The 14675-nt window shown below is 60.5% G+C and carries 17 protein-coding genes; 7 read left to right on the plus strand and 10 right to left on the minus strand.

Annotated elements, in window-relative coordinates; translation table 11 throughout:
• Positions 1–7 precede the first annotated feature (7 nt).
• On the minus strand, positions 8–1477 hold the full coding sequence (locus tag BM216_RS01540; RefSeq protein ID WP_092993868.1) for a sensor domain-containing diguanylate cyclase: 1470 nt from the start codon (positions 1475–1477) through the stop codon (positions 8–10).
• Between the two features lie 229 nt (positions 1478–1706).
• Here BM216_RS01540 and BM216_RS01545 point away from each other — a divergent pair, with 229 nt between their 5' ends.
• The 3 genes from BM216_RS01545 (at position 1707) to BM216_RS01555 (ending at position 3431) form a co-directional block, all read left to right on the plus strand.
• Positions 1707–1886 (plus strand): hypothetical protein, encoded by a 180-nt coding sequence (locus BM216_RS01545; RefSeq protein WP_092993871.1) that lies wholly within the window; start codon positions 1707–1709, stop codon positions 1884–1886.
• A gap of 11 nt (positions 1887–1897) precedes the next feature.
• Positions 1898–2125, plus strand: a complete 228-nt coding sequence (locus BM216_RS01550) for a hypothetical protein (protein ID WP_092993874.1) — start codon at positions 1898–1900, stop codon at positions 2123–2125.
• Positions 2126–2327: 202 nt separating this feature from the next.
• Positions 2328–3431 carry a glycoside hydrolase family 25 protein gene (locus tag BM216_RS01555; RefSeq protein WP_092993877.1) on the plus strand — a complete coding sequence of 368 codons (1104 nt, stop codon included), beginning with the start codon at positions 2328–2330 and terminating at the stop codon, positions 3429–3431.
• 104 nt (positions 3432–3535) lie between these two features.
• On the opposite strand, the gene BM216_RS01560 is transcribed toward BM216_RS01555, so the two are convergent.
• The 8 genes from BM216_RS01560 to BM216_RS34985 form a co-directional block, all read right to left on the minus strand.
• A complete protein-coding gene (locus BM216_RS01560; protein ID WP_092995025.1) occupies positions 3536–4603 on the minus strand; it encodes an HlyD family secretion protein in 1068 nt (355 codons plus the stop codon).
• 37 nt (positions 4604–4640) lie between these two features.
• Entirely contained in the window at positions 4641–6338 is a 1698-nt protein-coding gene (locus BM216_RS01565; RefSeq protein WP_092993879.1) for an MFS transporter, read from the minus strand.
• Positions 6325–6783 (minus strand): MarR family winged helix-turn-helix transcriptional regulator, encoded by a 459-nt coding sequence (locus tag BM216_RS01570; protein ID WP_092993882.1) that lies wholly within the window; start codon positions 6781–6783, stop codon positions 6325–6327. Before BM216_RS01570 ends, BM216_RS01565 begins: the two co-directional genes overlap by 14 nt.
• A gap of 243 nt (positions 6784–7026) precedes the next feature.
• A complete protein-coding gene (locus BM216_RS01575; RefSeq protein WP_092993885.1) occupies positions 7027–7251 on the minus strand; it encodes a hypothetical protein in 225 nt (74 codons plus the stop codon).
• 75 nt (positions 7252–7326) lie between these two features.
• The gene (locus BM216_RS01580) at positions 7327–8106 is read right to left on the minus strand and encodes an SDR family oxidoreductase (RefSeq protein WP_092993888.1); all 780 of its coding nucleotides are present in this window, start codon (positions 8104–8106) and stop codon (positions 7327–7329) included.
• Between the two features lie 67 nt (positions 8107–8173).
• The gene (locus BM216_RS01585) at positions 8174–8599 is read right to left on the minus strand and encodes an HD domain-containing protein (RefSeq protein WP_092993891.1); all 426 of its coding nucleotides are present in this window, start codon (positions 8597–8599) and stop codon (positions 8174–8176) included.
• Between the two features lie 66 nt (positions 8600–8665).
• Complete coding sequence (locus BM216_RS01590; protein WP_092993894.1) at positions 8666–9043, minus strand: GFA family protein; 378 nt, start codon at positions 9041–9043, stop codon at positions 8666–8668.
• 66 nt (positions 9044–9109) lie between these two features.
• Entirely contained in the window at positions 9110–10210 is a 1101-nt protein-coding gene (locus tag BM216_RS34985) for a methyl-accepting chemotaxis protein (RefSeq protein ID WP_092993897.1), read from the minus strand.
• A 207-nt stretch (positions 10211–10417) separates the two neighbouring features.
• Between BM216_RS34985 and BM216_RS01600 the strand changes: the two genes are divergently transcribed.
• Both BM216_RS01600 and BM216_RS01605 read left to right on the plus strand, forming a co-directional pair.
• A complete protein-coding gene (locus BM216_RS01600) occupies positions 10418–10918 on the plus strand; it encodes a hypothetical protein (RefSeq protein WP_092993900.1) in 501 nt (166 codons plus the stop codon).
• A gap of 106 nt (positions 10919–11024) precedes the next feature.
• On the plus strand, positions 11025–11183 hold the full coding sequence (locus BM216_RS01605; RefSeq protein ID WP_092993902.1) for a YqaE/Pmp3 family membrane protein: 159 nt from the start codon (positions 11025–11027) through the stop codon (positions 11181–11183).
• Here the strand turns inward: BM216_RS01605 and BM216_RS01610 are convergent.
• On the minus strand, positions 11173–12147 hold the full coding sequence (locus tag BM216_RS01610) for a GlxA family transcriptional regulator (protein ID WP_092993905.1): 975 nt from the start codon (positions 12145–12147) through the stop codon (positions 11173–11175). The two genes, BM216_RS01605 and BM216_RS01610, sit on opposite strands and share 11 nt — an antisense overlap.
• A gap of 107 nt (positions 12148–12254) precedes the next feature.
• On the opposite strand from BM216_RS01610, the gene BM216_RS01615 reads away from it, so the two are divergent.
• Entirely contained in the window at positions 12255–13157 is a 903-nt protein-coding gene (locus BM216_RS01615) for a 3-dehydrocarnitine:acetyl-CoA trimethylamine transferase BcoG (RefSeq protein WP_092995028.1), read from the plus strand.
• A 4-nt stretch (positions 13158–13161) separates the two neighbouring features.
• Positions 13162–14652 carry a carnitine 3-dehydrogenase gene (locus tag BM216_RS01620; RefSeq protein WP_092993908.1) on the plus strand — a complete coding sequence of 497 codons (1491 nt, stop codon included), beginning with the start codon at positions 13162–13164 and terminating at the stop codon, positions 14650–14652.
• The last annotated feature ends 23 nt before the right edge of the window (positions 14653–14675 follow it).

The raw sequence follows: 14675 nt of genomic DNA on the forward strand, positions 1-14675 counted from the left end.
CGAGGCTTCAAGCGCTGGCGGCGACGACCGGCTTAAGCCGCGGTCTTGCTGCTGAAGAAGCGTTGCCCATGCCGTCTGCGATGACAACGCTGCCCCGGCCGAAAGATTTGGCGTGATAGAGGGCGGCATCGGCCGCGCCGATCGCCGCGTCGCAGGTGGTCTCGGCGCTGCCGACGGACTTGACGCCGAACGAGGCGGCAATGGCAACCTCGCATCTGGACAGACCGATCGTGCGCGACAGGGATTTCGACAGGTCGCGGCAGGCTTTGTCCGCCTGTTCAACCGTCCTGCCCGGCATGAGAATGGCGAATTCGTCGCCGCCGAGACGGAAGAGACGATCGGCATCTCGCGTGCCGGCCTGAAGCCGTGACGCGACCACCTTCAAGAGCTCGTCACCCATCGCGTGGCCATGGGTGTCATTGACCGCTTTGAAACCATCGAGATCGAGGCACGCGACGACGAGTGGGCCTTTTTCGGCAAGCCTTGCAAAAGTGGGCTGCAGAAGTGAGCGATTGGCGAGGCCAGTCAGGAAATCATGGGTTGCAGCATGACGCATCTGACGCTCTCGGGCGACCAGCATGCGTGCGGCGCGGCGGGAGATGCGGAGTGTGAAGAAGCCCGCGGCGAGAAGCGCGATGCCTACCGTAATGATCAGCGGTAGGGACTGGTAAAGAATGTCGGCGGCCGGCGTCGGCGGACGCCAGGACAGGACTTCGATGTCGCCCGCCGGATCGACGGCGATCTCCACCCGGGCTCTCTCCGGCGCGACCTGAGTCAGAGGGCTGACGCGTGCGTCGTCGAGCAGAAAACGGGTGCCGAAGAAATCCTGCAGGCTGCCGGTGATCGGCATGGCCGTGATCAGTATGGGAGCACGATCAACCTTGAGCTTGGCGGTTCCGAAATCGGGTTGGAAGAGGGTCGCAGTCATCAGAACCGCGTCGTCGCCCAGAACCTCGATCCGGCTGATCTTGACCGGATCCGGAATGCCTTTCGGCGTATGGCCGGCCTCCTTCGAGCGCACTTCGTTCACAAGGACCGAGGCGTCGGCGACAATGGCATCGGCGCCTCTCTCGAAGAAGCCCCGGCTCTTCACGCTGTCCTCGGTGCGCCAGTAGATCAGCTTGTCACTCTGATCGACGATCGCAACGAAGCGGGTCCTCGACGTGCCGATGAGCGACGCTCCGATATTGCGATCCGTCCATTCGAAATCAAAGCTGTTGTCGATCTTTGCGATCGACTCGTCCCAGATTGTCCAGGCGGAGAGCGAGAATTCGAGATCGTTGACCCAAAGCGCGATATTGCGCTGGACGAGCGTCTCCTGCCTTTCGCGCAGCGTGGCATCAACCCGCGCAACTGCATAATAGGGGATCGTCGCCATGCCGGCGATGAGGAACGCCAGGGCAATGACGGCGGGGCCGACAAGTCTGAAATGAATGAAGCGCATCGCCGACCGGCTGACCTTGAAACAGGAACTCATTAAGTGCGCGCACTATTCGCCCGAGTTCTTACGATGAAGTTATCACCGACGGCTTATGTAAGGCATTAGGTAAATGCGGAATGACCATCCAGGCCTGATCGTCACGCCGCGCCCTTGGGATCGACCTTGATCCGGGATGGCGCGGTGGAAAAGCCGGGAGCCTATTTTTGGAACTCTCGACGTGTCCATGGGTTGGAATAGTGGGAAACCCAAACCAAGGAGGACCCCGATGAGCAGCAGACTTCCCCCAACACCTTCCGAAAATCTGAGCCACAAAGGCTCGGGTGAGCATGATCATGCCGATGCCCGGCGACCAGCGATGCAGGCCGCCAACGACCCCGGCAAGCAGGGCCAACAGGGCAATAGCAGGATCAATACCACCCATCAGGGCCACCAGCAGGATCGATAAGGAGGTTTGCCATGTCGACTTCGACCAAGACCCCCGCCAGTATTCGCCAGGGCGGACCGGGTTCATCGCATGAAAAGGCGCCCAATGCGAAAACGGGCGTTCCGCTGGAAGTGAAGAAACCGAAAGCCGACAGTGATGTGCGCGCAAAGAGCCGCGTATCCGGCGGAGGCGGCGAGCGCGACCGCCATCACACCCATGACGCAAAGACGAAGGGTGGCGGCAGTCATCCAGCTCACTGACGGCCCCTATCAAGGATAGCTGACTATGCGCCCCCGGATTTCTGAACCGGGGGCGTTTTGGCGTCACGTCGTCCATTTCGGACCATGAACGACTCGTAAAGATTGCATTTAGGATTTTCCGGTAACGTACCGTTAGTGAAATCCCGCGATGGGTCCAGAAATCAGGTTGGGCCAGCGGACGGTGTATTGCGTACGGGTTCTCATGCGTCTTTCTGCTGCCACGTCGGCCATTGTCATCGCCTGCATTGCTTTGTCCGGCTGCACCTCCAGTAGCGCTGAGACCGCGCTGACAGTGCCGCCAGCGTCGGTGAAGACGGGACGGCTCGCCTCTTCGCAAGCGGGCATGCCTTCTGCCATGCCGACTGCCAGCATCCCCAATGTCGATCCGACGCCGGTTGCCGCCATCACCCCTCCCGCAGCCGTCAACGACCCTCATGAGCTTGCCTGGAATGGTGGGGCCCAAGCGACGCACGCCTTTGACGGCATGGGGACAACAGTCGGCATGCCAATGCCCACCGAGCGTCCGGTGGCGGCTCTCAGGCCTGCAGTCGACCCCTCCGTCGGCTCGTCGCGCGGATATCAGCGCCTGAAGGTCTATGGCCATCGTTTCCGTGACGTGAAGCCGATGAATTTCGGCAAGGTTGCGCCCCGTCATTTTGCCGTACATGGCGTCGACGTCTCTCGCTGGCAGGCCAATATCGACTGGCCGACCCTGCGCAGCCAGGGTGCCAATTTCGCTTATATCAAGGCGACCGACGGCGGCGATCACCTGGACCCGATGTTCAGGACGAACTGGCGCGGTGCCCAGCAGGCCGGCATCCGGCGCGGCGCCTATCACTTCTTCTACTGGTGCCGTACTGCCGGTGAACAGGCGGACTGGTTCATCCGCAACGTGCCGCGCGATCCCGATGCGCTGCCTCCGGTGATCGACGTGGAATATAATCATCAGTCCGGCTGCAAAATGCGTCTTTCGACCGAGCGCGTGCTCGAGAAGATGCAGGTCTTCATGGACAAGCTCGAGAAGCATTACGGCCAGCGGCCGGTGATCTATACCGCACCGGACTTCTACAAGGACCACCTGCGCGGCCAGTTCCGCGACTACCCCTTCTGGCTGCGCTCGGTTGCCGCCCATCCGTCGAAGATCTATCCGGATCGCAAATGGGCGTTCTGGCAGTATTCCGGATCCGGCCTGTCCCAGGGCGTCAACGGCAAGATCGACCTCAACGTCTTCAACGGTGGCGAGGATGGCTGGCACAACTGGGTGGCGCGCAATACCGGCGCGAACAGCGCGGTCGCCAGCCGCTGATCAGCAACTATAGCGAAATCGAAAACGCCCCGCGCTGTTCCTGAAGAACAGTCCGCGGGGCGTATTCCGTCCGGATCCAAGCCGGCAGACAAACCGGCGTGGGTTCAGTTTGCCTGCGCCAGTGTCGAGTCGCCCTGCTGCGCGACATCGACGCGAGCGACAACCGACATGCCGGGAACAAGGCTATCGGTCAGCGGCTGGTTTGGCTCGATGGCGATCCGGACCGGAATTCGCTGAGCGATCTTGGTGAAGTTGCCGGTCGCATTGTCCGATTTTATGACGGAGAATTCCGAGCCGGTTGCGGGCGCGAAACGTTCAATACGCCCGTTGAAGGACTGATGCCCGAGGGCATCGACGGTAAAGGTCACGACCTGGCCGGGCTTCATCCCTTCCAGCTGCGTTTCCTTGTAGTTCGCCACGACCCAGACGTGGTTTGGCACGAGCGAGGCGATCTGGGTTCCGATCGAGACATATTGTCCAAGCCGTCCGGTAACTTCGCCAAGCCTGCCGTCCTGCGGCGCGGTGATGCGGGTGTTCTGCAGGTCGATCTGTGCAAGTTCCACCGATGCCTTGGCGCCTTCGACCGTCGCTTCCAGCGAGCGCCGGTTGACGACGATGGTGTTCAGGTCCTGTTCGGCAACGAGCTCGGAAGCCTCCGCCTGATGGACCGAGGCCTGAGCCTGGTCGTAGGTCGCCTTGGCCTTTTCGAAATCGCTCTGGGTGGAGACATTGCTCTTCAGCAGCGATTGCGTCCGATCGTAGGCTGTTCTGGCGGCGTTGAAGGCGGCATTGGCGCTCTCGACGGCGGCCTTGGCAGACACGATCTTCGCCTCCGCCGATTTGCGGCTCTGTTCGGAATTTGCAAGCGCAGCCTCGGCGGACTCTAGGCTTGCCTCGGCCTGCTCGACTTTCTGCGAATAGATGCGGTCATCTATCTTGGCGACCAGATCGCCCTTCTTGACGAGCTGGTAGTCCTGCACGGGCACCTCGACGATGTACCCGGCGAGCTGCGGGCTGAGCAAGGTCACCTGGCCACGGACATAGGCGTCATTGGTCATTTCCATGGACCCTTTGAAGGGCGGCAGGTTCCAGGCATAGAGCACCACCAGCACGCCGACGATACCGATGGCCGCCGCGATGTAGGTTGCGATAGAGCGAAATACGGAGTTCATAGTCTTGCTTTTCTTTGTGATGCCGTCGGTCCGCGTTTCATGCAGGCTGAGCTGGTGCTGCGGCAGGCAGGACCCGATGGCGATGATTCCAGAGGACATTGAGTAGAAGCAGGCCGATTGCGCCCACCGCGAGCAGGAAGGTGGCGAAGAAGGCGTCGTTATAAGCCAGTACATAGGCCTGCTGCCGCACCTGCGTGGCAAACAGGCTGGTGCCCTGCACGGTATGCTGCATGCCGTCCGGGCTCGACCTGCTGTAGGCCGCGACATATTGATTGATCCTGGCGACCACCAACGGATCGGTCGGCAGCAGCCGGGCGGTCAGGATCGCCGAGTGATACTGTTCCCGCCAGGTCACGAACGTGCCAAACAGCGCGCTGCCGATGAAGGCGCCGACCTTCTGGGTGAACAGGAAGACAGCAATGAAGCTGATAATGTAGGTCAGTCCCTTCTTCAGAGCTGCGGCGAAGCCGACCGCCATTGCCGGCGGCAGGAAGAGGCCGCTGCCGAAAGCGATCAACGACTGGCTGGCATACATCTGCTCTGGCCGGGTCAGCACCGTCGAATAGCTGTCCATCAGTGTTCCGGCGGCAATCAGCACCAACGCCAAAAGATGGATGGCAGCTTCACGCCCGGGCTTCATAATCACGGCGCAGAACAGACCGGACACGATGCTCGCGATCAGGATCGCCCAGTAGATGCCCGTCATCTGCTCGTTGAACAGACCGAGCTGGCGGAAGAAATTGATCGCACCGGTCTGCTGTTCGGTCAGCAACATGCGGAAGACGAGCAGCACGCCGGCGAAATGGACGATTTCCCACGAGCTGATCCACCGGATGTCGATCAGATGGTTTCTGCGATTGAGTTCCAGCATGGTGACGAGTACGCCGGCGACGATACCGCCGATCAGGACCCAGCCGAGCCACTCGGCTTCAAGCCACCAGTAGAGCCGGCCCATGGTGAAGAACACGGCGAGGCAACCCATCGAGATGGCAAGCAGGCCATAGCTGAAATAGTCCATCGACGAGATGACCTTCGCCCGGGGAGGGGATGTCAAAGGCAGGATGTAGATCAGACCGAAAACGACCAGGGCCAGGCCAAGCTCGAACATGTAGAGGCCCTGCAGATCATTGCTGTCGAGCAGCGACGGCGAGACGAGGCCGGCGATCGGCGTCGAAAGCGACAGGCCAATCAACGCCATGCACAGACCGACATTGAGCTTCTTTTCCGGAGGAAAGATCTCCAGCATATAGAGGAAGGCCATCGACGAGATCGGAGCGGCAGCAGCCCCAGCGAAGAAGCGCAACGCGATGCCGAGGCTGAGATCATTGACCCACAGATGCGCAAGGCTGATCAGCACATAGGGAATGATCGCCAGTTCGCAGAATTTGCGAATGCCATACTGGGTACGAACCTTGAAGAGGAAAAGGCCAAGGCTGACATTGGGGAAAAGATAGGCGGCCATCAGCCAGGAGGCTTCGTTCTGCGTCGCTTCCAGCGGGCCGGCAATCTGCTGCAGATTGGCCGATATCAGCGACGTGCCGAGCCCCTGCATGATCGCGGCGGTGACCGAGGTGAGTGCGTAGAGAAGCTGGATCGGCAGTGGTTTCGGCACGAAGGCGGGCGGAGCACTGGGAGCGGGAGCGGATGACGTTGCCTTCTCTTCGGCAGGGGCCGCTATATCGGCCTGCTCTGCCTCATCGGCCTCTATCCTGGCTGCCGCATCACGCGAGGACATTGGTGTCCTCCACGTTGGAGACATTGGCAGAAATCTTCTCCAGAAGCGCGATGCCCTGCTTCAGTTCTTCAAGATCTACCCCCTCGAAGAACTGATGCCGGATCTCGTCTGCAACGGCCCGAACGAAGGCCGCCTGCTCCTGCCCATGGGGCGTCAGGACGATGAGCTTGACGCGACGGTCACGAGGGTCCGGGCGCCGCTCGATAAGCCCGTTCTCCTCCATGCGATCGAGAAGACGGACCATCGTCGCCTGTTCGAGCTCGAGCTCGCAGGCAAGTTCCGTCTGGGTCATGTTCTGCTTGCGCGCGAGGCGGAACAGAGCGCGAGCACGTGGATAGGTCAGGCCATGGGCGGTGACCTGCTGATTGAAGACCGTCCGAATCCTGCGGCTGACCTTGGTCAGCGCTTCCAGATATTCGGAGGCAGCTTGATCGCTATACGGCATAGTTAGCACACTAAGTTTATCTACCGCACTAGTTAGCACACCAAGTATTTCGTTTCAATCCGGGTGGAAGCGCAGGCCAGCCATCGAAAATTTGCATGGGTCGCGCGGCCTGCTTGGAGCCGCGGATGAAGACGAGCTGCCGCGATTGTCGGCGGCAGCTCGTCTGTTGCGGCGAGTGCTTGCCAGCGCAGAGCCGACATCACACTCTTCGCGTCAACTTGCTTGATACGGCAGAAGGGAAAATCAGCGGCAGACGCGGGTTTCCTTGATGATCACCTTGCCGTGGCGATGGGTCTTTACCTTCTTGACATAGCAGTCATGATGGCGGTGATGACGACGTTCCTGAACGTAACGCGGCGCGGGACGTGTATCCGTTGTCGTGATGGTCACGCTGGCGGCCTGGACCGGAACGGAGGCAGAGAACAACGATGCCGCGGCGATGGCCGAGGCGACGATGAAGGTTTTCATGGAAAGTATCTCCTGATTGGCCGCCGATAACGCGCGATATGACAACCGGTTCCACGCGAAAATTCGTGACCGGTTCTATCTCAGCAGCCCCTGCCCGCCGTCCACATAGACCGGTGTGCCGGTGACATGGCGCGACTGATCCGAGGCGAGGAAGAGGATGACCGAGGCCACATCCTCGCTTTCTCCCGACTTGCCACCGGTGATGGGGATATCGCCAGCCGGATACTCAACGGGCACAGCCGTCTCATCCTTGCCGCGGACCTTGGTATTGTCGTTGATATCAGTTTCGATCGCGCCGGGACAGACGGCATTGACGCGGATCCTGTGGCGGCCGAGTTCGAGTGCCAGCTGCTGGACGATCGCGACCTGTGCCGCCTTCGTCGCGGCATAGGCCGTGGCGCCAGGCGTGCTGAAGGTTCGGTTGCCGTTGATGGAGGAGACCACGACGACGGATCCGCCATGCCGCTTGAGATACGGTACGCTGACATTCAGCGTCAGGTAGGTGCCGCGCAGATTGACGCGGATCGTCTGATCCCACTCCTCGGGCTTCAGGTCATCAATCGGCGCCCACACTCCGTTGATCCCGGCATTGGCGATGACGATATCGAGCCGACCGGATGTTTCTATAAGGGTGGAGATGGAGCTGCGCATCGAGGCTTCGTCCGCGACATCAGCTTCCAAAAGGACCGCCGTGCCGCCGATCGCCTCGATCTCCGCCGCCGTCTTCTCAAGTTCGCTGCGCGTATGGCCGAGCACGCCGACCACGGCTCCGGCCTCTGCCAGCGTCAACGCGGATGCACGCCCGATACCCGAACCCGCACCCGTTACCAGAGCCACCTTTGATCGAAGTTCCATCGGCCATCCTCGCTTAGTTTGCAGACGCTCTATCGCCGCAACGGAGGAGCTGGCCCAATGTTCCCCGTCAGGCGGGATATGCCTCGCTCAGAATGCGCAGGCCTTCGGCGAACTTGCTGCCATCACCGCCCATCTGGTGCATCTGCGCGAGATTGTCGGTGAGGTCGGCGCGCTTGACCGGACGCGCAAGCGGGTTGGCGATCGAGCGACGGACGAAGTCGAAATAGTCCTCGCCATCGCGCTTGCTCATGGCATCAACGGCACCGATGACGATTTCGGAAAAACCTTCCTCGCGCAACCGCTCGAATGTCCAGCCCGGGCCTTTCTCGACAACGTCATGCAGCCAGGCGACTAGCGTCTCATCCTTACCCGTCACATGTTCGGCGACACGCCGGACATGATCGATGAACGGCCCACCGGTCTTGCTGGATTGTCCCTTATGGGCCTCGGCGGCGATATCGATCGCCCTCTGCAGTTGCGTGTCGTAGCTCATGGAGAATCTCCCGTGTTGCGGCAAGCCATAGCAACGCTCGGCGACAAAAACGACATCAATCAGCGCCTAGACGCGATCCTCCTCGAATTGCTGCGCGCCTTCAAGCGGCACCAGCCAGTTCTCCCGCCGCTTGACCCAGAGTTCGTAGGTTGGTTCGACATCCGTCGGCGCCATGTCGAGCGATCCGACACGGATCTCGACTTCAGGATCCTCAAGCTGGTTGAACACCCGGCCGCCGCAGGAGGTGCAGAACCCGCGGCCCTCGTAATACCGCACCTCGCCGGACATTTCGAAAGCATGCCGCGGCCAGATGCCGAATGTCGCGAACACAGAGCCGCTTTCCTTGCGGCAATCCATGCAATGGCAGAGACCGATACGGACCGGATCTGCCTTCACACTGTAGCGAACCTGCCCACACAGACAGCTTCCGGAGCGAATGATCATGACGGTTTCCTCCCTATCTCCGAAAACCGACATAGGGCATGGAGATGGCGCGGCCAGCCGTCAGACCTAGCGGATGTTCAGGGCCTCCCGGATGTCGGATTCGCTTTCCAGCTTCTGGACGACGACGCCGGACCAGCCCAGGCCGTCGTAATCCTCGTAGCCGAGGGTCTTGGCATAGGCCACGATCGAGCCGTTATTGTCGTAGTAGCTGCCCGCCGCGTGCCCGTTCGGATTAGCCAGCGCAAAGTGCGTGAAGAGCAGCGCCGGATTGGTGGTAGCGATGACGCGGCTGTTGCCGTCGAGCAGCATGACGGTGGTCTTTTCGGCAACATGCGGCGGCAGGTTCGCTTCCTTCTCGACGATCGCCTGCCCCTGGTTCTGCCAGTCGAAATAGACACCGAGCGTCCCGATCAGCGCTCCGTCGAGCGTGCCGCCCTCGCGTATGCCGGTGGCGTAGACGAGTGCATTCTGGTTTTCGTGGAGAGGCGAGGGCTTCACTTCGTCGACGACGTAATCGTCGCCGGACGCGCAACGGGAGGCAGCAGCAAACCACGGCTCCCCGGCCACGGAACCGCCGAGCATCTTGCGCTGGAATTTCGGATTGGCCGAAGCAATGACATTGCCCTTCAGGTCTGTCACGACGAGATCGAGATAGACCGTGTAGAAACGGTTGATGACGCCGAGCCTTTCGGCGGCAAATGCGCGTCGGTCGGCATCGGGTTCCTGCAGAGCCTGCCAAAGAGCGGTATCGGTTGCCCACCAGCGCACATCGGCGGTGCGTTCGAACAAGTTGCGGACGATCAACTGCACAAGGGTCTGGGCAAGATCGGTGAGCCGAACCCCTTCCATTTCGTCGACCAGCGAATCCGCCATCGCGCGGGTCATGCCGATACGGCCGAGGACGTTGCTCTCGAATTTGGAGGCGATGTCGGTGGCGATCTGCGCCAGCCGCTGCACCTCATTGGCGACCACGGCAAATCCCTTGCCCATTTCCCCCGCTCGAGCGGCCTCGATCAGCGCGTTGATCGCGAGAAGCTTGATCTGTTTGACAACGTGAGTGTTGTCGGCGCTGAAGCGCTCAAGATCCTTGCCGATCCCTTCTGTGATCACCTGCATGGAGCGGGGCGTTGCGGCATGCTGCTGCTTGTCTGCTTCGACGGGGATCATGCGCAGGTCCTGAAATGAAAAAGGGGAAATGTGACAATGTGTTTCAATTTCGCATGAACTTGGTTTTTACTTGGTTAATAGCGAATAAAGCGCCCGAGCGGCGTGAGAACTCGATTGCTTTAGTCTTGCCGGCCTAAGCAACGGCTGCCTGCAGGAACTTATGTGCTAACAAAGTGTTTGAGCATCGGGTAATCCATGGAGGTTCCGATGCGTGGTCTGGCTGTCACGACAACACTTGCAATGCTTGGGTTTGCGACGCCGAGTCTGGCTGCCGAAGGCGCCTTCCTGAAATCGATGAACGGCAGCTGGAGCGGAAAGGGAACGGTGACAACCCGCATCGGTGCGAAACCTGTTAGGGTTACCTGCAACCTGGATTTCAATTCCGGCGCCACGAACCTCGCCATGGATGGCAATTGCCGCGGCCTTGTCGTTGTCAATCGATCTATTTCGGCAAACATCAAGGCCTCCGGCACGCGCTACAATGGCACCTATACCGGCCCATCCGGTCAGCCCTCCTCACTCTCCGGCAGCCGACAGGGCAATGCCATCAATCTTGCGGTGCGCTGGGCGAAGGAAACCAATGGCGACCGGTCAGCGACGATGACCATTGCCAAGCTTTCAGACAATCGCCTTCGGCTGCAGACGATCGATAAGGATCCGAAGAGCGGCAAGTCGGTGGTGACGAGCAGCATCGATCTCAGTCGCTGACGGATGAAACCATTTTTACTCTGGAGCGTTCTGTCGCCCGACTTTCAAAAAAAGCAGGGAAGGGAAATGCATTCCCTATCCCCGGCGATCAAAACTGGAGACTTTCTTGGATATCATCCGCATCCTGCTTGCCTTTCTGCTTCCGCCGCTTGGCGTGTTCCTCCAGGTGGGCCTTGGCCTGCATTTCTGGCTGAACATCCTCCTGACAATCTGCGGCTGGCTGCCGGGCATCGTCCATGCGCTGTGGGTGATCCTCAAGAAGTAATCTTCAGCTTCAAGCGCCCGCGCGTGTCGCGCGGGCTCTCCCCATAACTGGCCCTGTAGCTGCGGGAAAAAGCCGAGGCTGAATTGAAGCCGGTCTCGGCGGCAATATCAGCAAAGCTGATTTTCGTCTCGATGACCTTGCGCCGGGCTGCGTTGAGCCTCAGCGCCAGATAGTGGGCATGGGGCGCGACGCCCATCGTCTCTTGAAACAGATCCTGCAGGTGCCTGGCACTGACGCCCGAGCGCCTTGCCAGGCGGGTGAGCGACAAAGGAGCCTCGACCGTCTCCTCCATCAGCTTCACCGCTTTCTGCACCCGCACATCGATGATGCGCATGTTGCCGATCGTCGGCATCTGCATGAGGTCACCGCGAGTACGCTCCTGCTCGTAGATGAAAAGGCGCGAGACCTCGAGTGCCAGCGAATACCCGTGTCCGCGACGGATCAGCTCCAGCATCAGGTCGAGCGTCGGCAGGGAACCGCCGGTAGTGATCCTCTTGCCGTCGATGACGAAGCGTTCCCTCACCATTGTCACCTGCGGATAGGCGCGGGCGAAATCATCGAAATCCTCCCAGTGAGTGGTGGCGGAAAAGCCATCGAGCAGGCTGGTTTCGGCAAGGATGAACGAGCCAGCCTCGATACCTGCCATCAGCGATCGGTGACGCGCGGTATGGGAGAGCAGGAATTTCAGCTCCCGAGTGGCACTCTTCCGCCAGTTATAACTGGAGAGGACAAAGAGCGGATCGGTCTCTCGCGTCGGGCGAAAGGCACCGGAAACCGGGATGGGAATCCCGGATTTCGTCTCGATCGGCTGCCCGTCCGGCGAATAGAGTGTCCAGCGGTAAAGATCGCGTCCGGCGATGCGGTTGGCAGCGCGTAGCGGCTCGATCACCGAGGCCGTCAGGATGAGATTGGTCTCGGGCAGGACGAGGATGTCAATGTGCTGCCCGTCATCGCCCGGTTCCATTTGCAGAGTCTCCCACCGCCTCCAATAATGTACAGAAGAGCGCCAAAAATGGAAAGCATCGCGATTGCTTCCGGTTCGTAATGGGCAAAACGAACAAAGGAGGGATCATGCCGCTCGAGATGAATCGCGAGGTCTTCATTACCTGCGCTGTGACGGGTGCCGGCGATACGACTGGCAAATCCAAGCATGTGCCGATCACGCCAAAGGAGATCGCAGATTCGGCGATCGATGCGGCGAAGGCCGGTGCCGCGGTCGTCCACTGTCACGTCCGAAACCCGGAGACGGGAGCTGCCGCACGGAACCCGGAACTCTACAAGGAAGTTACCGACCGCATCCGCTCCGCCGATATAGACGTTGTCCTGAACCTGACTGCCGGCATGGGCGGCGATCTCGTGTTCGGCAATGTTGAGGCGCCATTCCCCTATAATCCCGATGGTACCGATATGGCCGGCGCGACGGAACGCGTGGCGCATGTGGCGGAATGCCTGCCGGAAATCTGCACGCTCGACTGCGGCACGATGAACTTTTCGCTCGGCGACTATGTGATGACCAACACGCCGTCGATGCTGCGCGAGATGGCGCGGCAGATGACGGCGCTTGGCGTACGGCCCGAGATCGAGGCTTTCGATACCGGCCACCTGTGGTTTGCGAAACAGCTGGTGGAGGAGGGGCTGATCGAGGATCCGGTCCTGATCCAGCTCTGCATGGGCATTCCATGGGGCGCACCGGATGACCTCAATACCTTTATGGCGATGGTCACCAACGTGCCGAAGCACTGGACCTTCTCTGCCTTTTCGATCGGTCGCAACGCGCTCGCCTATCCGGCCGCCGCGGTTCTGGCAGGCGGCAATGTCCGCGTCGGGCTGGAAGACAATCTCTATGCCGGCAAGGGCATGCTCGCCACCAATGCGCAGCTCGTCGAAAAGGCGGTCGGTGTCATCGAGGGCATGGGTGCGAAGATCATCGGGCCGGAACAGGTTCGTGAAAAACTCAAGCTGAAGAAGCGGTGATCATATGACAAGCATCACAAAAGCGGCCTGTATTGGCGGCGGCGTCATCGGTGGCGCTTGGGCCGCCCGCTTCCTGCTCGGCGGTATCGACGTATCGATGTACGACCCGCACCCAGAGGCAAAGCGCATTGTCGGCGAAGTGCTGGCCAATGCGGAACGTGCGTATGCGATGCTGACCATGGCGCCGCTTCCCCGCAAGGGAAGGCTCACGTTCTGCAATACGGTGGAAGAGGCAGTCGCCGGCGCCGACTGGATCCAGGAAAGCGTACCGGAACGCGTCGACCTCAAGCGCAATGTGATCACCCAGATCGATGCAGCCGCCGATCCCAAGGCGCTGATCGGTTCATCGACTTCGGGCATCATGCCGACGGATCTGCAGCGTGACATGAAACATCCCGAGCGGATGTTCGTCGCGCATCCGTATAACCCGGTCTATCTGCTGCCGCTAGCCGAACTGGTCGGCGGGGAAAAGACGTCGGCGGAGACGCTCGAACTCGCCAAGGCGCGGCTCGCGCCGATCGGCATGAAGGGCGTGATCCTGAAGAAGGAGATCGAAGCCTTTGTCGGCGACCGTTTGCTCGAAGCCGTGTGGCGCGAGGGCCTGTGGCTGATTCATGACGACATCTGCGACACCGAAACGCTGGACGACGTGATCCGCTACTCCTTCGGCATGCGCTGGGCTCAGATGGGCATGTTCGAGACTTACCGTATTGCCGGCGGCGAGGCGGGCATGCGCCATTTTCTGGCGCAGTTCGGCCCCTGCCTCTCCTGGCCCTGGACAAAGCTGACGGATGTTGTGGATCTCGACGATGCGCTTGTCGACAAGATCGCCAGCCAGTCGGACGCGCAATCCGGCGCCCGCGGCATCCGCGATCTGGAACGCATCCGCGACGAAAACCTCGTCGGCATCATGCAGGCCTTGAAGGGCGCTGATGGTGGCAAGGGCTGGGGCTCGGGCAAGATTCTCGCCGATTTCGAGAAACATCTCTGGGCGCAAGGTGGCGGCAGCAGGCAAGCTCCGGATGTCTCCGCGCCGTTGCGTCTCGTCGATACCAAGGTCAGCGCTGCCTGGGTGGACTATAATGGCCACATGACCGAGCACCGCTACCTGCAGGTCTTCGGCGATACGTCCGATGCTCTGCTGCGGCTGATCGGCGTCGATTTTGCCTATGTCGAGGCCGGCCACAGCTACTACACGGTCGAGACCCATATCCGCCATCTCGGCGAAGCCAAGCTGGGGCAGGCTCTCTACATGACCCTGCAGGTGCTTGCGACCGACGAAAAGCGCATCCGCTATTTCACCACCATCCACGATGCCGCAACCGGAGAGGCGCTCGCCACCGCCGAACAGCTGATGCTGCATGTGGACAGCAAAGCCGGAAAGGCGGTCTCTGCGCCAAAGGAAGTGCTGGCCAAGCTGACACCGATCGCCGAGGCGCATGCGAAACTGCCGGAGCCGGAGGGCGTCGGACGGGCAGTCGGACAGAAGCGATAAGGCCCCAAAACCCGCTAGCAGTT

The organism is Rhizobium sp. NFR07 (assembly GCF_900111905.1).
Classification (GTDB): Bacteria; Pseudomonadota; Alphaproteobacteria; order Rhizobiales; family Rhizobiaceae; genus Neorhizobium.